This is a genomic window from Rhizobium sp. RAF36 (genome assembly GCF_052114105.1).
In the GTDB taxonomy this organism is placed as follows: domain Bacteria; phylum Pseudomonadota; class Alphaproteobacteria; order Rhizobiales; family Rhizobiaceae; genus Rhizobium.
In genome coordinates this window covers 669,148-684,573 of the sequence record NZ_JBFREC010000002.1, presented here as the reverse complement: position 1 = coordinate 684,573, position 15,426 = coordinate 669,148, and the positions used below count along the sequence as shown (strand labels likewise).

At 62.6% G+C, this 15,426-nt stretch carries 16 protein-coding genes; 7 read left to right on the top strand and 9 right to left on the bottom strand.

Annotation, left to right across the window (positions count from 1 at the left end; all coding sequences use genetic code 11):
* Positions 1 to 2 precede the first annotated feature (2 nt).
* Positions 3 to 1,052 carry an aldo/keto reductase gene (locus AB4Z25_RS09295; RefSeq protein ID WP_112538137.1) on the bottom strand — a complete coding sequence of 350 codons (1,050 nt, stop codon included), beginning with the start codon at positions 1,050 to 1,052 and terminating at the stop codon, positions 3 to 5.
* Between the two features lie 240 nt (positions 1,053 to 1,292).
* On the opposite strand from AB4Z25_RS09295, the gene AB4Z25_RS09290 reads away from it, so the two are divergent.
* Positions 1,293 to 1,997 carry an HAD family hydrolase gene (locus tag AB4Z25_RS09290; protein ID WP_112538138.1) on the top strand — a complete coding sequence of 235 codons (705 nt, stop codon included), beginning with the start codon at positions 1,293 to 1,295 and terminating at the stop codon, positions 1,995 to 1,997.
* A gap of 1 nt (position 1,998) precedes the next feature.
* Here AB4Z25_RS09290 and AB4Z25_RS09285 read toward each other — a convergent pair whose 3' ends face one another.
* Positions 1,999 to 2,502, bottom strand: coding sequence for a hypothetical protein (locus AB4Z25_RS09285; RefSeq protein WP_112390600.1), 504 nt, complete (start codon positions 2,500 to 2,502; stop codon positions 1,999 to 2,001).
* Positions 2,499 to 3,128, bottom strand: a complete 630-nt coding sequence (locus tag AB4Z25_RS09280) for a DNA-3-methyladenine glycosylase I (RefSeq protein WP_112538139.1) — start codon at positions 3,126 to 3,128, stop codon at positions 2,499 to 2,501. Before AB4Z25_RS09280 ends, AB4Z25_RS09285 begins: the two co-directional genes overlap by 4 nt.
* Positions 3,129 to 3,339: 211 nt before the next feature.
* On the opposite strand from AB4Z25_RS09280, the gene AB4Z25_RS09275 reads away from it, so the two are divergent.
* From AB4Z25_RS09275 to AB4Z25_RS09265, 3 genes are all read left to right on the top strand, one after another.
* Entirely contained in the window at positions 3,340 to 4,098 is a 759-nt protein-coding gene (locus AB4Z25_RS09275) for a L,D-transpeptidase (RefSeq protein ID WP_112518402.1), read from the top strand.
* Positions 4,099 to 4,242: 144 nt separating this feature from the next.
* The gene (locus tag AB4Z25_RS09270) at positions 4,243 to 4,905 is read left to right on the top strand and encodes a L,D-transpeptidase (RefSeq protein WP_442208000.1); all 663 of its coding nucleotides are present in this window, start codon (positions 4,243 to 4,245) and stop codon (positions 4,903 to 4,905) included.
* 322 nt (positions 4,906 to 5,227) lie between these two features.
* Positions 5,228 to 5,890, top strand: coding sequence for a porin family protein (locus AB4Z25_RS09265; protein ID WP_112538141.1), 663 nt, complete (start codon positions 5,228 to 5,230; stop codon positions 5,888 to 5,890).
* Between the two features lie 9 nt (positions 5,891 to 5,899).
* On the opposite strand, the gene AB4Z25_RS09260 is transcribed toward AB4Z25_RS09265, so the two are convergent.
* The 4 genes from AB4Z25_RS09260 to AB4Z25_RS09245 form a co-directional block, all read right to left on the bottom strand.
* Positions 5,900 to 6,331, bottom strand: a complete 432-nt coding sequence (locus AB4Z25_RS09260; protein WP_112390614.1) for a hypothetical protein — start codon at positions 6,329 to 6,331, stop codon at positions 5,900 to 5,902.
* A 38-nt stretch (positions 6,332 to 6,369) separates the two neighbouring features.
* Positions 6,370 to 7,680, bottom strand: coding sequence for a glycolate oxidase subunit GlcF (glcF, locus tag AB4Z25_RS09255; protein WP_112538142.1), 1,311 nt, complete (start codon positions 7,678 to 7,680; stop codon positions 6,370 to 6,372).
* A gap of 205 nt (positions 7,681 to 7,885) precedes the next feature.
* Positions 7,886 to 9,088, bottom strand: a complete 1,203-nt coding sequence (locus AB4Z25_RS09250; protein WP_112538143.1) for an FAD-binding protein — start codon at positions 9,086 to 9,088, stop codon at positions 7,886 to 7,888.
* The gene (locus tag AB4Z25_RS09245) at positions 9,085 to 10,524 is read right to left on the bottom strand and encodes an FAD-linked oxidase C-terminal domain-containing protein (protein WP_112538144.1); all 1,440 of its coding nucleotides are present in this window, start codon (positions 10,522 to 10,524) and stop codon (positions 9,085 to 9,087) included. The genes AB4Z25_RS09250 and AB4Z25_RS09245 overlap by 4 nt, the downstream gene beginning before the upstream one ends.
* A 132-nt stretch (positions 10,525 to 10,656) precedes the next feature.
* Between AB4Z25_RS09245 and AB4Z25_RS09240 the strand changes: the two genes are divergently transcribed.
* Both AB4Z25_RS09240 and AB4Z25_RS09235 read left to right on the top strand, forming a co-directional pair.
* The gene (locus tag AB4Z25_RS09240; protein WP_112538145.1) at positions 10,657 to 11,553 is read left to right on the top strand and encodes a LysR family transcriptional regulator; all 897 of its coding nucleotides are present in this window, start codon (positions 10,657 to 10,659) and stop codon (positions 11,551 to 11,553) included.
* A gap of 34 nt (positions 11,554 to 11,587) precedes the next feature.
* Positions 11,588 to 12,499 carry an agmatinase gene (locus AB4Z25_RS09235; RefSeq protein WP_112538146.1) on the top strand — a complete coding sequence of 304 codons (912 nt, stop codon included), beginning with the start codon at positions 11,588 to 11,590 and terminating at the stop codon, positions 12,497 to 12,499.
* A gap of 2 nt (positions 12,500 to 12,501) precedes the next feature.
* On the opposite strand, the gene AB4Z25_RS09230 is transcribed toward AB4Z25_RS09235, so the two are convergent.
* Positions 12,502 to 13,713, bottom strand: coding sequence for an adenosylhomocysteinase (locus AB4Z25_RS09230; protein WP_442207943.1), 1,212 nt, complete (start codon positions 13,711 to 13,713; stop codon positions 12,502 to 12,504).
* Between the two features lie 35 nt (positions 13,714 to 13,748).
* Complete coding sequence (locus AB4Z25_RS09225; RefSeq protein WP_112538206.1) at positions 13,749 to 14,630, bottom strand: LysR substrate-binding domain-containing protein; 882 nt, start codon at positions 14,628 to 14,630, stop codon at positions 13,749 to 13,751.
* 260 nt (positions 14,631 to 14,890) lie between these two features.
* Between AB4Z25_RS09225 and AB4Z25_RS09220 the strand changes: the two genes are divergently transcribed.
* The gene (locus AB4Z25_RS09220) at positions 14,891 to 15,403 is read left to right on the top strand and encodes an NUDIX hydrolase (RefSeq protein WP_112538148.1); all 513 of its coding nucleotides are present in this window, start codon (positions 14,891 to 14,893) and stop codon (positions 15,401 to 15,403) included.
* Positions 15,404 to 15,426 lie beyond the last annotated feature (23 nt).

Below are 15,426 nucleotides of genomic sequence, written 5' to 3'. Positions count from 1 at the left end.
AATCAAGCCTTCGGCTCGAACGGTTCCGGGCGGCGGCCGGCGCCCTGACGGGCAACCATCCAGCCGGGATATTCAGGCGCCAGCGCGCTGACGTCGTCGAGCTTCTTCAAGTCGTCGGCATCGAGCTTGAGGCCGGTGGCCGCAAGGTTTTGATCGAGCTGCTCGATCCGCTTGGCACCGATGATGACCGTCGTAACGAAGGGCTTGGCGAGCACATAGGCGAGCGCCACAGTGGCGACGCTGACGCCGTGCTTCTCTGCGACTTCGCGCATCACGGCGACGCAGGCCCAGGCGCGGTCCTTGTCGACAGGCGGGAAGTCGAAGGTGGCGCGGCGGCCCTCACCGTTGCCGGGGGCGCCCGGACCGTACTTGCCGGAGAGCAGACCGCCCGCGAGCGGCGACCAGACCATCAGGCCGAGCTTCTCCTCGTTCATCAGCGGCACGATCTCGCGCTCGAGGTCGCGACCGGCGATCGAGTAGTAAGCCTGGATCGTCTCGAAGCGGGCGAAACCGCGGCGTTCGGAAATGCCCAGCGCCTTGGCGATCCGCCATGCCTGCCAGTTGGAGACACCGACATAGCGCACCTTGCCCTGGGCGACGAGATCGTCGAAGGCGCGCAGGGTTTCGTCGATCGGGGTGACGGTATCCGTCGCGTGGATTTGGTAGAGATCGATGTGATCGGTCTGCAGCCGCTTCAGACTGGCTTCGACCGAATCCATGATGTGGCCGCGCGAGGCGCCGCGGTCGTTGGGCTTGCTGCCCATCACGCCGTAGACCTTGGTGGCGATGACGACGTCCTTGCGGGGGACATTGAGGTTCTTCAACGCCTGGCCGAGGAGCCGTTCGGCTTCGCCGAAGGAATAGACGTCGGCGGTGTCGATGAAATTGACGCCTGCGGCCAGCGAGCGCTCGACGATCTTGTCGGCGGCGGCCTGATCCACATCGGCGATGGCGCCCCAGGGGCTGCCTTCATTGGCTTCACCGAAGGTCATCGTTCCCAGGCAGATTTCGGAAACGAAAAGGCCGGTATTTCCAAGCTGATTGTATTTCATGAGGAAATTTCCTTGTGACTGCCACAGGCGGGGGTGCCCATGGACTGCTGAACGCAATCTTTTGATTATTGGCCTGCATGGCAGGCACAGCCGGGGCTGGCTGCTGCTGAGGCACTTTTTACGTAAGCGCGCCCGGCAGCATTTCAACAGCATGCGGCATCCCGTCCGTCAAAAAACAAAGCCCTTGTCTCGAACGGCCACGCCGATAGATTCAGGGCGAGGGAATTGCAGGAGCACCCGATGGGCAAGCACGCGCTGACGACGATCGGCTTCGATGCTGATGATACGCTCTGGCAGAACGAGCAATATTACCGGCTGACGGAAGCACACTTCAGCGAGCTGCTGGCTGATTTTGCCGAGGGACCGAAGATTTCGGAACGGCTGCTGGAAGCCGAGAAGCGCAACCTCGCCCATTACGGCTTCGGCATCAAAGGCTTCACGCTGTCGATGATCGAGACGGCGATCGAGATGACGGACGGCAGCGTCCCGGCTGGTGTCATCGCACAGATCCTCGATATCGGACGCGATCTGCTTTCCCATCCGGTCGAAACCATGCCGCATGTGCAGGACACGCTGGAGGCGTTGGCCGGAAACTACCTGCTGGTGCTGATCACCAAGGGCGACCTGTTCGACCAGGAGCGCAAGCTGGCGCAATCCGGCCTCGGCGATTTCTTCGATGCCGTCGAGATCGTCTCGGACAAGACGGCGGTCACCTACCGGCGGATTTTCTCGAAGGTGGGCGACGGGCCGGAACGGGCGATGATGGTCGGCAACTCGCTGAAATCGGACATCGTGCCTGCCATTGCCGCCGGGAGCTACGGCGTGTTCGTGCCGCATGAGCTGACCTGGGTGCTTGAGCATATTGACGAGCCGTCCGACGCACCGCGTTTCCGCAAGATCCCGCATCTCGGGGAGTTGCGCGGGCTTCTCGATCAGTTGGACTGACCTATTCCTCTTCGTCCGCGCCTGATTTCGGCGGAAACAGCGACGGCCGCTGCGGCTCTTCAGGCTTGGCTGCAGGCGGCGCGGTGCCGGGCGCCTGAGGCTCGATCATCAGCGTATAGGGAGCACCGAGGCCGCGCCGGGGAGAGACCTTCGAATAATAGGGCCGCAGCATCCAGGTCGTGTCTTCCTTGGCGATGGTATCGAGGACAGAACCGTCCTCATCCGTGCCGAAGAATGCCTCGTCATCGCCCTTCGACAGATCGAAGATCGCCAGAAACGCAAACTGGCTGCGTGTCGTGAAGCTGATCTTTACATGCTGACCGGCTTTGACAGGCAGCGTAAAGACATGGCTGTTGCCGAACTTCGTCCAGCCCTTGATCTGCATGGTCACCGCCGGAAACTGAAGCTTCTCCAGCTTCTCGCCGGGATCGAGCTGCGGCGCCTGGGCGAAGGCGGGAAGCGCTGAAAGAACCATCAGAGCGCCTGTCGCAAGCAGTTTCCTCATGGACGCACCAGTGCCTTCCGTATCGCTTCCACCTCTGAGCGGCAGAAGCAGCCCTCGACGTGATCGTTGACGAGCCCCATCGCCTGCATGAAAGCATAAACTGTGGTCGGGCCGACAAACGTCCAGCCGCGCTTCTTCAAATCCTTGGAAATGCGGACGGAAACCGGCGTCGTCGGGTTGGCGGCGATGTAGGCGCGATCAACCATACCGGGACGATCGCCAGTGCCCGGCTCATAGCTCCAGAAATAACGGGCAAGCGAGCCGAATTCCTGTTTCAGCTCAATGGCGCGTCTGGCATTGTTGATCGTCGAAACGATCTTGCCGCGATGGCGGATGATGCCAGCATCGGCGACGCAACGCTCGATATCCGGGCCGTCGAAGAGCGCGACCTTCTCGAAATCGAAACCGGCAAAAGCGGCGCGGAAATTCTCGCGCTTTCGCAGGATCGTCAGCCACGAAAGGCCCGACTGGAAGCCTTCGAGGCAGATCTTTTCGAACAGGCGGATGTCATCGGTGACAGGCCTGCCCCACTCCTCGTCGTGATAGTGCATATAGTCAGGAAGATTGGCGTGCCAGTGGCAGCGGCTCTTTCCGTCGTCACCGGTCGTGATGCCCGTATCGCTCATGCTTCCCCGCTGATTTTACGCTTCAATTGCGGCTTTACCATTTAGAAACCCCGTTTCCAAACCGAACAGTAACCCTGACGAAAAGTTTATCCGGTGCTTCGCAGTTTAATGAATCGATCTTTACCATTCGCTGGCCGGAGCGGTGGCAGCATCCGGCCAGGCGGAAATGCCCGCCCCAGCATTTTCGGTCATATGTAGAGAGTTCCGTCCGATGATGAAATCCGTTTTGATTGCCGCAAGCCTGATTGGCCTGCTTGCCTCGCCTGCCCTTGGTGACGATCGCTATGCGACCCGCCCGCCCGTCGTCCTCAGCCCCGATCTGACCGCGCCCTGGCTCAACCAGCTGGGCGGCAGCAACGTGCGCCCTGTCGTCTATCAGCGCCCGGTCATTCAGCCGCAGCGCCGCGGGCTGTTCCAGTATCAGCCGCGCATCGTACGCCGCGCAGCCCCTGCCGGTATTCAGCAGGTTGCGGTCGTGCGCCCCGGCGCAATTCCTGTTGTCCGCGAGCAGTTCGATCCGCAGTTCCTGCCGCAGATGGTCGATTACGACACCAAGGAAAGGCCAGGCACGATCGTCATCGATACCAACAACCGCTTCCTCTACCTGGTGATGGCGAATGGCAAGGCCCGCCGCTACGGCGTCGGCGTCGGCAAGCCGGGCTTCGAATGGGCCGGCGAGCACCGGATTACCCGCAAGGCCGAATGGCCGGACTGGACCCCGCCTTCCGAAATGATCAGCCGCGAAGCTGCCAAGGGCCATTATCTGCCCGCCCGCATGGATGGCGGCCCGGAAAATCCGCTCGGCGCCCGCGCCATGTATCTCGGCTCGACGCTCTATCGCATCCACGGCACCAACGCACCCTGGACGATCGGCAATGCTGTGTCGTCGGGCTGCATCCGCATGCGCAACGAGGACGTGACTGACCTTTACGAGCGCGTCAATGTCGGCACCCGCGTGATCGTGATCTAAAGGTCGCAAGGCTGCGGCGGGCCGTTGCAAGAACGGCGCGCCGCGGCACAAAAACACGCGCAAACCCCTCTAAAGCTTGAAATCCAGGGCAAATTGGCTAGCTTGGCGGTCATCCTGGATAGAGGGGAATTGAGAATGAAGCATATCATACGGCTCGCGGCCGCCTCTGCGATTGCGCTGGCCTGCTCAATGAGCCTCGCGCATGCCGAGCCTCAGTTGACGGCAACCGATGCCGTTCGTGGCGTCAAGCAGGTGAAGACGGTCAAGCCGCAGTTCAAGAAGCGCGTCGTCCGCCTCGTCACTGACGAAGCCCCGGGCACCGTGATCGTCGATACGACCAACAAGTTTCTTTACCTCGTCGAAGGCAACAACCGCGCAACCCGCTATGGCATCGGCGTCGGCCGCGAAGGCTTCGGCTGGTCCGGTGTGGTCAAGGTCGGCCGCAAGGCGGAATGGCCCGGCTGGACGCCGCCGCCGGAAATGCGCGCCCGCGAAGCCAAGGCCGGCCACAAGCTGCCTGCCTTCCAGCCCGGCGGCCCGGACAATCCACTCGGCGCGCGCGCCATGTATCTCTACCAGGGCGGCCACGACACGGCCTTCCGTATCCACGGCACCAACCAGCCCTGGACGATCGGCCTCAACCTGTCTTCGGGCTGCATCCGCATGGTCAACAACGACGTGCAGGATCTCTACGAGCGCGTCCCCGTCGGCACCAAGGTCATCGTCGTCGGCCCCGGCAACAAACAGGGCAACGTCGCCTTCCAGGACCGCGGCATCGATGTTCTCAGGACGCTGTTTGGCGGGTGAAAACTGTCAGGTTGATGGAATTGAAGAGGGCGCTTTATGGCGCCCTTTTTTGTTTCAGCGCCTACCATCTTCCTCATCCCTGTGCTTGTCACAGGGATCCAGCGCGCCCAAGTCTTTGGGCGCAGGAGAATCCCTCGCCTCATAGTGAGTCATTCACCGCGCAGACGCGCGGTGGCCTGGATTCCTGTGACAAGCACAGGAATGAGGGTAGAGAATGGGAAGGGCTCTCCACCCACCATAAATCTCACACCCCACCGCCCTTGCAATAAGCCTGTTACAAAACGCGGGATAGATGGGCGGTACTGCCATCCGGGGATAATCCATGCGCCGCGCCGTTCGCCTGTCCGTGTTTGGGCTTGCCGCCCTTGCCTGTCTCGCCTCGCCTGTCCTTGCCGAGGATCTGCAACTCTCCGTCTATGGCGGCTACCAGACGGCGCCCCATAGCGGCGTCGATCTGTCGGACGGGACGCATTTCACGGCGGGGTGGGAGGGCAAGTCCTTCGGTTCGCCACCTTATTACGGCGCGCGGGTGACGTGGTGGCTGGAGGATTTGGGCCATCCCAATCTCGGCCTGTCGATCGACTATACGCATGACAAGGTCTATGCCGACGACAAGACGCTGGCGGCTTCGGGCTGGTCGCATTTCGAATTCACCGACGGGCTGAACCTTCTGACGGCGAACGCGCTCTACCGCTTCCCGCAGGACGGCGGGCGATGGACGCCCTATCTCGGCGCCGGCGTCGGGGTGAACATTCCGCATGTCGAGGTGACGCGCCCATCCGGCACGACCTTCGACTACGAATTCGGCGGCGTGACGCTGCAGGCGCAGGCCGGTGTCGATTTCCGCGTCAGCGACCACTGGTCGACCTTCGTGGAATATAAGGGGACCTATTCCAAGGTAGATGTGCCGATCGACAGCGGCGACCGGTTGAAGACCGATATATTCACCAACGCCGTCAATCTCGGCGTTTCGTTCCACTGGTAAGCAAGAGGCTTACTTCGAGCCGCAGCTGACCTTGCCGCTTGCGGTGAACGGCTTGGAACCGCCTGTTACAGTCATCCCATAGGTGCCGCTGAAGGCCTTGCCGTCACCTTCGGCCATGACCACCATGTTCAGCGCCTGGCCGGATGTATCGTCACCGCCGTCATCATAGATTTCCATGCGCAGCTCGCCACCGTTCGACCAGCGGTTCGTCAGATGGCTGGAATTGAAGACGCGCTTCTTGAACTGGTCGGGCACAGAGCCGTCCTTGATCATCAGACCGCCGCGGAAGTGGTTCAGCACATGGCCGCCGTCCGCTTTGAAGCCGATCTCTACGGTGAAGCGGGTGGCTGCATCGTCGGCGGAACAGAAGTAACGGCTATCGGCATGCGCGGTGCCTGCGGCACCGAAAAAGACAGAGAGCAAAAGAAGTGTACGCCGCATAGCGCTGAATCCCATGACCGGCCGACAACCGGCCAAAGTCAGGCTATATGCAAATCCATTAATTTTTGAGGAACAGGACCACCATAGGCCCAATCGATCAATTCTACGGTATGGACGATCGGGATACCGGTGCCTGAGGCAATCTGGGTGACGCATCCGATATTGCCGGTGGCGATCACATCCGCCTTCGTTGCCTCGATATTCTTGACCTTGCGGGCCTTCAGCGCAGCTGAAATATCCGGCTGCATGATATTGTAGGTGCCGGCCGAGCCGCAGCAGAGATGGCCTTCGGCCGGATCGCGCACGGTGAAGCCGGCAGCCTTCAGGAGCTGCTTCGGCGCCATGGTGATCTTCTGGCCGTGCTGCATGGAACAGGCCGAATGATAGGCGACGGTAACACCCTTCGGCATATGCGAGGGCAGATCGAGCGTTGCCAGATATTCGGTAATGTCCTTCGCCAGGCCGGAGACGATGGCGGCCTTTTCGGCATAAGCCGGATCGAGGCGCAGCATGTGGCCGTAATCCTTGATCGTCGTGCCGCAGCCCGACGCGGTGATGATGATCGCATCGAGGCCACCGTTTTCGATCTCGCGCATCCAGACATCGACATTGGCGCGGGCGCTGGCCAGCGCCTGTTGCTCGCGGCCCATATGGTGGACCAGCGAACCGCAGCAGACTTCGCCTGATGGCGCCACGACCTCGATGCCGAGGCGGGTCAGAAGCCGGATCGCCGCCTCGTTGATGCCGGGATCAAGCACTGGCTGGGCGCAGCCGGTGAGGATCGCCACTCGCGCCTTCCTCGCCCCCTCGGCCGGATGGCTGCCGGGACGTGAATAGACCGACGGTGCCGGCACGGTGCGCGGCGCAAGCCCCAGCATCGCGGCGAAGGGTTTCAGCGCCGGGGCGCGCATCAGGCTGCGGAACGGACGGCCGAGACGGGCAAGCCGCAACGCCAGGCGGAAGCGGCCGGGATAGGGCAGGACGGCGGCAAGGATGCCGCGCGTCAGCCGGTTCATGAACGGCCGCTTGTAGGTCTTTTCGATATGGGCGCGGGCGTGATCGACAAGATGCATGTAGTCGACGCCCGACGGACAGGTGGTGACGCAGGCCAGGCAGGAGAGACAGCGGTCGATATGGGTGACCACCTCGGCATCGGCCGGGCGATCGTTTTCCAGCATGTCCTTGATCAGGTATATGCGGCCGCGCGGACTATCGAGCTCGTTTCCGAGCGTCACATAGGTCGGACAGGTGGCGGTGCAGAAGCCGCAATGCACGCATTTGCGCAGGATCTTTTCGGATTCGGCGACGTGCGGGTCAGTCAGTTGCTCGGCGGTGAAATTGGTTTGCATCAGTGGTGTCCCGTCGAGGGGGTGTGGGTGGGGGCACCCCCCTCTGTCCTGCCGGACATCTCCCCCTCAAAGGGGGAGATTTGCAAGTGGCGCCCGCTCGCCAAGGCTATGATCGTTGTGAGGGTGCGCCTAGCCGATCTCCCCCTTTGAGGGGGAGATGTCCGGCAGGACAGAGGGGGGTGTGACACACACTCAAAGCTAGCCATCACCACCCCATCTTCCCCGGATTGAAAATCCCGGCCGGATCGAACTTTTCCTTCACCCGCGCCGAGAGCATCGCCACCGCTTCCGGCTGCGGCTGGAAAGCGGGGATGCCGGCGCGGGCCGCTTCCGAGGCGCGCATCAGCGTTGCATGCCCACCGCCGAGCGCCGTGATGAAGCGGCGCAGGAGACCGGCTTCGGGATCGGCCTCCATGCGCATCCAGACGAGGCCGCCCTGCCAGTCATAGTAAGCATCGACCCCGGCTTCGAGCCTGAGGGCGGCAACCAGCTGGTGACCCGCGGACGGCGCGACGGAGACGCGCCAGACGGGGCGCATCGTGCCGTCGGCATAGGGATAGACATCGCGGATTTCGCGCCAGAGGCCGCGGCTCATCTGCTCATCAATGCGGGAAACGGAGCCGAAAGCGGACATGGCGCTGGCGAGCTTTCCGGCGCGTGCCTCAACAGAGCCCGGCAGGCCCTCGAGGCGCATCACCGTCGCTTCGCCTTCCGGCAGCGTGCCGCCTGCAAAGCGCCAGGTGACCGTCATCGGCAAATGCGCCGCACCCGAGACCTCGACAGATAGCGCCATGGCGGCAGCCATCGCATTGGCCGCTTCGGCATCGTTGAGGCCTGAGACGACGACGGTCTGCTCGGCCTTCGGGCGCGGGGGAACGCGGAAGGTGACTTCGGTGAGGAGGCCGAGCGTGCCGTGCGATCCGGCCACCAGCTTCACTAGATCGAGACCGGTGACATTCTTCATCACCCGGCCGCCATTCCTGACGATCTCGCCACGGCCATTGACGAAGCGGATGCCGAGCAGGCTGTCGCGCGCAGCACCCGAGACGAAACGGCGGGGACCGGAGACATTGGCGGCGAAGACGCCGCCGATCGTCGGCTCGCCCGAGGTGCCCATGACCCCGCGGTGATCCATCGGCTCGAAAGCCATCATCTGGCCGTTCTCGGCAAGGGCGGCTTCGATCTCGGCGACAGGTGTTCCAGCGCGCGCGGTCATGACCATCTCGCCGGGATTATAGGCGACAATGCCGGAGAGACGGGTGGAGCGGAGCGTGTCTTCGGCTTCGACCCGGTTGCCGAAACCGGCGCGGGTGCCGCCGCCCGATATGGCGAGTGGTCTGCCTGCGGCGGCACGGTCGCGGATCAGCGATGCGGCCTCATCTTCGCTCTCAGGAAAGAATTCGCTCATGCGGCCGGCCGTCCATCGAGCGGGAAGACTTTTGACGGATTGAGGATCCAGCCGGGATCGAAAGCAGCGCGTGCTGACATCTGCTGCGCTAGGTCCACCTCGGAATATTGATGACGCATCAGGTCGCGCTTCTCGATGCCGACGCCGTGTTCACCGGTCAGGCAACCGCCAGCATCGACGCAGAGCTTGAGGATGTCGTTACCCGCCGCTTCGGCGCGCGCCGCATCCTCGGGGTCGTTGGCATTGAAGAGGATCAGCGGATGCATGTTTCCGTCTCCGGCGTGGAAGACATTGGCAACGCGCAGGCCGTAGTGATCGACGATCTCGGCGGTCTTCTTCAACACGTAGGAAAGCTGGCTGAGCGGCACGGTGCCATCCATGCAGATATAATCGGCGATGCGGCCGGTGGCGCCGAAAGCGGATTTGCGGCCCTTCCAGATCAGCGCGGCCTCGGTCGCCGACTGGCATTCGCGCACGGTTTTCACCCGATGCCTGCGGGCGATCTCGACGACGCTCTTCAGCATGTCGTCCATTTCGGCTTCCGACCCCTCGACCTCGACAATCAGAAGAGCACCGACATCGAGCGGGTAGCCGGCATGGGCGAAGGCCTCGCAGATCTCGATCGCCGGCTTGTCCATGAACTCGATGGCGACGGGGATGATGCCTGAGGCGATGACATCAGCAACGCAGGAACCGGCATCTTCGGAGCTATCGAAACCGAAGAGCACCGGGCGGGCGCCTTCCGGCTTGGCGATCAGGCGGACCGTCGCCTCGGTGACGATGCCGAGCTGGCCCTCGTGGCCGCAGACGAGGCCGAGCAGGTCATAGCCGCCGGCATCCAGCGCCTTGCCGCCGAGCTCGATCACCGTGCCATCGGTCAGCACCATCTTGACGCCAAGCAGGTTGTTGGTGGTGACGCCATATTTTAAACAGTGGGCGCCGCCGGAATTCATGCCGATATTGCCGCCAATGGTGCAGGCGAGCTGCGAGCTCGGATCGGGCGCATAGAAAAAACCGTCCACGGAGATGGATTCAGAAATATTGAGGTTGGTGACGCCCGCCTGGACGACGGCAACGCGGTTGGTGAGGTCGATTTCCAGGATGCTGTTCATCTTCGACAGGCCGATGACGACGGCATCTTCCTGCGGAATGGCGCCGCCCGAAAGCGATGTACCGGCACCGCGCGGCACGACGGGAATGCCATAGCGATGGCAGTATTTCATCACGGCCGCGACCTCTGCGGTCGAGCGCGGCAGGGCGACTGCGAGCGGCAGGCGGCGATAGGAGACGAAGGCATCGGTCTCGAAAGGCACCAGTTCGCGCGGCTCATGCACCAGACATTCAGGCGGCAGCAGATCGATCAGATCGCCGACGATCTGGCTGCGGCGGGCAAGCACATCGGCGCGCGGAGCAAGAAAGGAAATGGTGTCGGACATGGCGCGCTTCCTTCGAAGATGGCGGCAGGACCGGCTCGTCCTCCACGGATACCGGCATGTTCGGCTTAACACTTTCCCGAAACCGGCGCAAATGCTAAGCACTTATGCCTAAAGGGGAAACAGTGCCGCATCATGACCAATCTGGGTGATCTCGAGATATTTGCCAAGGTCGTTTCGACCGGCAGCATGTCGCTTGCCGGGCGGGCGCTCGGCTTTTCCCCTGCCGTTATCTCGAAGCGCATCAAGCGGCTGGAAGACCGGCTCGGCACACGTCTCCTGCAGCGCACGACGCGGCAGATTTCGCTGACCGAGGCGGGCCAGGGTTTCTACGACCGGGTGCTCGGCATTCTGGCCGGGCTTGAGGAAGCCGAATATTATATTTCCGGCCGCTCGGCGCAGATGCACGGCACGCTGAAGATCTCGGCACCGACTTCTTTCGGCCGCATGCATATCGCCCCGCATCTGAAGCGCTTCATGGAGGAGCATCCGGAGCTGGCCATCAATCTGGTGCTGACAGACGAGTTTAGCGACATTGTCGGCGGCGGCTTCGATCTGGCGATCCGCATTGCCGAGCTCACCGATTCCAGCCTAGTCGCCAAGCGTCTGGCGCCGGTGCGCCGCCTGCTCTGCGCCGCACCGTCCTATCTCAAGAGCAATGGCATGCCAGCGAGCCTCGACGACCTCAAGAGCCATCGCTGCCTGCCCGCCCATAACAACGATATCTGGCGGCTGGAAGGCCCGGACGGCGCCATGACCTTAAGGCCCGAGGGCATGCTGATCACCAATTCCAGCGAGGTGATCCGCGAGACCGTGATATCCGGTCTCGGCATCGCGCTGCGCTCGACCTGGGATATCGGTGAAGAGCTGAAGAGCGGCAGGCTGGTGCAGGTGCTGCCCGAATATGAGGGATCGCGCAACGTCGCGCTCTCTGCTGTCTATCCAAGCCGGCAGTTCCTGCCCGCCAAGGTGCGGCTGTTCATCGATTATCTGGCGGAACTTTATGGGCCGGTGCCCTACTGGGAGCTCTGACGCCTCCCCCGCATATCATCTTCTGGAGCCCGACATGACCGCTTCGCCTCCCTTCCTCGGCCTGCCCGACCGTCTCGATGATGGCGGCGCGCCACGCATGGTGATCTTCGGTGCCGGTCACGGCACCACCTATCCCGGCAAGGACAGCAGCGGCTATGCCGGTGCGGCAAACGCCATCCGCGCCGCAAGCCACGAGGATGCTGCGCTCATCGAGCATTGGGATTTCGATCTCGGCGGGCCGCTCTTCAATGGGAAACGGGTGTGCTGCATCGATGCCGGGGACCTGCCGACGAACCCGCGAGACAATGCCGGAAACCGAGCGATGATCGAGGCGAAGACGCGCGAGGTGCTGGCAATGTCAGCCGTGCCTATCCTGCTTGGCGGCGACGATTCGGTGCCCATTCCCTTTTTTGCGGGTTTTGCCGGCCACGGACCGATCTGGATCGTGCAGATCGACGCCCATATCGACTGGCGCGACGAGCTTCACGGCGAGCGCCTCGGCTATTCCAACCCGATGCGACGCGCGAGCGAGATGGCACATGTCGCAGGGATGGTGCAGATCGGCATCCGCGGCGTCGGCAGTGCCCGCCGCCAGGAAGTCGAAGCGGCCAAGCGCTATGGCAGCCATCTCGTTACCGCCCGCGAAATTCATGCGCTGGGCGTCGAAGCGGCGCTGCGGCATATCCCTGATGGTGCGCAGGTCGTCATCACGCTCGACTGCGACGGGCTTGACCCCAGCATCATGCCGGGCGTCGCCGCCCGCACGCCGGGCGGGCTGACCTACACGCAGGTTATCGACCTTGTCGCGGGCGTCGGACGCCGTGGCCGGATCGTTGGCTTCGACCTCGTCGAGCTCTATCCGCCTGCCGATATCGGTGGCATTTCGGCTCTGACAGCGGCTCGCCTGCTGGTGAACGTGATCGGCACGATCGTCCGCCAGGATTGAGGCTAGCGCGCGAGATCGAGATAGGCGCTCGCGACCATTGCATCGATATCTCCGGGCACCGGAACGATACAGGATTCCGGGCCGGCACCGCGCTTGGCGACGCGTTCCAGGCAGCGGGCCTGCAGGGTGAAGCCGAGGTCCATGGATTCGACGGAATTGCCGAGGGGGCGTGGTCCTGCGAGGTTGGCCATATGGCCGCCACCGAGGATGTGGATCGAGCGGCCGTCATTCAGATGCAGCGTCTCCATGACATCGGTCTCGTAGCGATCGATGGCGATGACATCGGAATGAGCGCGGAAGCCCGATACGTCGATCTCCAGCGGGAAATGGCCGCCGTTCATCAGGATTGCGCCGTCCTTGATCAGCGGCAGGTCGGCGACCGTGACGATGCCGGGGAAGCCGGTGACGGTGATCAGGATATCGGCCGAGCGGATCGCATCTTCGCGCAGTGGCGTGACGAAACCATCGAGATGCGCTTCCAGCGCCGTCACCGGATCGATATCGACGACGCTGACGGTCGAGAAGGCGTTGCGGAAACTGGCGGCCGTGCCCTTGCCGCAGGCGCCGTAGCCGAAGACGGTCACGCGCTTGCCGTTGGTGGAGCGGTTGGTGAAGCGCATGTAGCTTTCGAACAGGCTCTGACCGACGGCATGCTTGTTTTCGGCGAATTGCTTGATCGGGCTGTCGTTGATGACAAGGATCGGCATGTTCAGCTTTTCACGCATCGGCAGCAGGCGCGTGCGGCCGGAGGTCGTCTCTTCGGTGCCGCCGAGCAGATTGGCATAGGGGCGTTCCGCGGCGATGGCGAAAAGATCGCCGCCGTTATCGAGCAGCAGGTCGGGCTTGGCATCGACAACGGCTTCGAGGCTGCGGTGATGCTCGGCGGGATCGGTCGTCTGCGTTGCGAAAACGGTGATGCCCTGGGAGCGGAGATAGTCGACCGTCGATGGCTGGGTGCTGTTCAGATTTCCGGTGCAGACGAGCTTGGCGCCGCCGGCACGCAGCGTCGTCAGGAGCGCCACCGTCTTCGGCTCCAGATGGATACCGGTGCCGATCGTCAGGCCTTCGAAGGGGCGCGTGCTTTCGAACTCGGCGGCCGTTGCCTTCAGCAAACGGCAGCTGTTTCCGATCCAGTCGATGCGGGTGGCGGTATTTTCCATGATGTTCTCCTGTCGCTGGCGACCGTCATAACGCCCACCGCGACCGCGCGGCATGGATAATCCACTGCCGATACGGCAGTAAATCTGCCCTATTCGGTTCCTTCGCCTGCCTTGACCAGCCAGTCGCGCAATGCGGTGAAATGCGGCTTTCTAAGATCGGTCGCGCGGCAACAGAGGCTATAGCCTGCCGGACGGCGGATGAAGCCGAAGGGAGCCGTCAGAATATTGCGCGCCAGATCATCCTCGATCGACGCGCGCGGGGCGAGCGCCACACCGAGCCCGGATCGGGCAGCACCGAGCGCCAGCAGCAAATCCTCAAACTCCTGACGGCGGGCGAAGCTGACTGCCGGCGTGCCGCTTTCGGCAAACCATTCGTCCCAAAGCTTCGGCACGCTGCGGCTGACGAGCATGGCAGCCGGGGACATGTCCGCGGGATCGCTGCCGAAGGTGGCGGCGAGTTGGGGCGCTGCCACCGGGCCGAACTCGTCCTCCATGAAGCGGATGGCGGCGACACCGGCCGAGGGGCGGTATTCGCCACCCATGATGACGGCATCGAGCTCCGGATGCTGCAACAGCGGCTCGGCGACCGCCATCGGCACGATATCGATCTCGGCATCGCCAAGCGCCCGTTGCAGGCTGCCGATGCGCGGCATCAGCCACCAGATGCCGAAGGCGGAGGGAACGCCGAGACGGAGCCTGCGGCTATCGTCTTTCTGCAGGTCACCGGCGGCATGCTGCAACAGGGAGAAGGCCGCCGTTGCCGCTTCGGCAAAAGCCCTGGCCCGGTCTGTCGGCACCAGGCGGCGGCCTTCACGGGTGAAGAGCTTCTCGCCGAAATAATTCTCGAGCGCCGCGATCTGCAGACGCACCGCGCCGCGCACGACACCGAGCTCTTCGGCAGCCCTGAGCACGCTGCCCCGACGGCAGACGGCTTCGAAAGCTCTGATTGAATTGAGTGGCGGAAGGCGCATGGCGGTCATCAACAGGAAACGATATCCCCAGATTGATATGGGCATTGAACGAAAGGCAAGAAGGCCCCATATTGAACACCTGTGCAAAGGCGGAAACAGAACAGGTTTTGCCGGAATTTCGACCCGCTGCGGCGTGAGATTTGCCTATTAAAAACCATAGCCGCGTTATGCACCGTTAAATGGCGCATGGATCGCGCAAGCTTTCCAGCACATGCTAATATTAATGATTCTTTGAAACGACTCGAAAGGTGACCCGACAGTTGACTCTTCTCTCCCGCCTAGCCTCCGACATGCAGCTGATGTTCCGGCGTCCGCCGAGACAGCAGTATGCTGCGCTGTGCTACCGGATGAAGAAGAAGGGCACCGAGGTCGAGGTCCTGCTGATGACCAGCCGTGATACCGGCCGCTGGGTCATCCCCAAGGGCTGGCCGATGAACGGCAAGTGCTCCTATGAGGTCGCCGCCCGCGAAGCCTATGAAGAAGCAGGCGTGCGCGGCAGCGTCGAGCACGAGACGCTCGGCGCCTACAGCTATCCGAAGGTCCTGAAGGATGGACTGAAGGTGAGCTGCAAGGTGCAGGTCTATGCGCTCGAGGTTTCCGAGCTCGCCAAGAACTTCAAGGAAAAGGGCGAACGCACGATCGAGTGGGTTTCCTGCGACGAGGCCTGCAAGCGGGTCCGTGAGCCGGAGCTTCGCGACCTGTTCTTGCAGTTCAAGCGTCGCATCGACGAACATCTTCAGGCAAGCCGCGCCAAGCAGATTCCGGCGGAATGATTCCTGCCATCTTGCGCTGTTAG

Excerpts from the sequence above, each read along its gene's own strand:
- AB4Z25_RS09295 (WP_112538137.1), bottom strand. The coding sequence starts at position 1,052 with ATGAAATACAATCAGCTTGGAAATACCGGCCTTTTCGTTTCCGAAATC.
- AB4Z25_RS09290 (WP_112538138.1), top strand. The coding sequence starts at position 1,293 with ATGGGCAAGCACGCGCTGACGACGATCGGCTTCGATGCTGATGATACG.
- AB4Z25_RS09285 (WP_112390600.1), bottom strand. The coding sequence starts at position 2,502 with ATGAGGAAACTGCTTGCGACAGGCGCTCTGATGGTTCTTTCAGCGCTT.
- AB4Z25_RS09280 (WP_112538139.1), bottom strand. The coding sequence starts at position 3,128 with ATGAGCGATACGGGCATCACGACCGGTGACGACGGAAAGAGCCGCTGC.
- AB4Z25_RS09275 (WP_112518402.1), top strand. The coding sequence starts at position 3,340 with ATGATGAAATCCGTTTTGATTGCCGCAAGCCTGATTGGCCTGCTTGCC.
- AB4Z25_RS09265 (WP_112538141.1), top strand. The coding sequence starts at position 5,228 with ATGCGCCGCGCCGTTCGCCTGTCCGTGTTTGGGCTTGCCGCCCTTGCC.
- AB4Z25_RS09260 (WP_112390614.1), bottom strand. The coding sequence starts at position 6,331 with ATGCGGCGTACACTTCTTTTGCTCTCTGTCTTTTTCGGTGCCGCAGGC.
- glcF (WP_112538142.1), bottom strand. The coding sequence starts at position 7,680 with ATGCAAACCAATTTCACCGCCGAGCAACTGACTGACCCGCACGTCGCC.
- AB4Z25_RS09250 (WP_112538143.1), bottom strand. The coding sequence starts at position 9,088 with ATGAGCGAATTCTTTCCTGAGAGCGAAGATGAGGCCGCATCGCTGATC.
- AB4Z25_RS09245 (WP_112538144.1), bottom strand. The coding sequence starts at position 10,524 with ATGTCCGACACCATTTCCTTTCTTGCTCCGCGCGCCGATGTGCTTGCC.
- AB4Z25_RS09240 (WP_112538145.1), top strand. The coding sequence starts at position 10,657 with ATGACCAATCTGGGTGATCTCGAGATATTTGCCAAGGTCGTTTCGACC.
- AB4Z25_RS09235 (WP_112538146.1), top strand. The coding sequence starts at position 11,588 with ATGACCGCTTCGCCTCCCTTCCTCGGCCTGCCCGACCGTCTCGATGAT.
- AB4Z25_RS09230 (WP_442207943.1), bottom strand. The coding sequence starts at position 13,713 with ATGCCGCGCGGTCGCGGTGGGCGTTATGACGGTCGCCAGCGACAGGAG.
- AB4Z25_RS09225 (WP_112538206.1), bottom strand. The coding sequence starts at position 14,630 with ATGCGCCTTCCGCCACTCAATTCAATCAGAGCTTTCGAAGCCGTCTGC.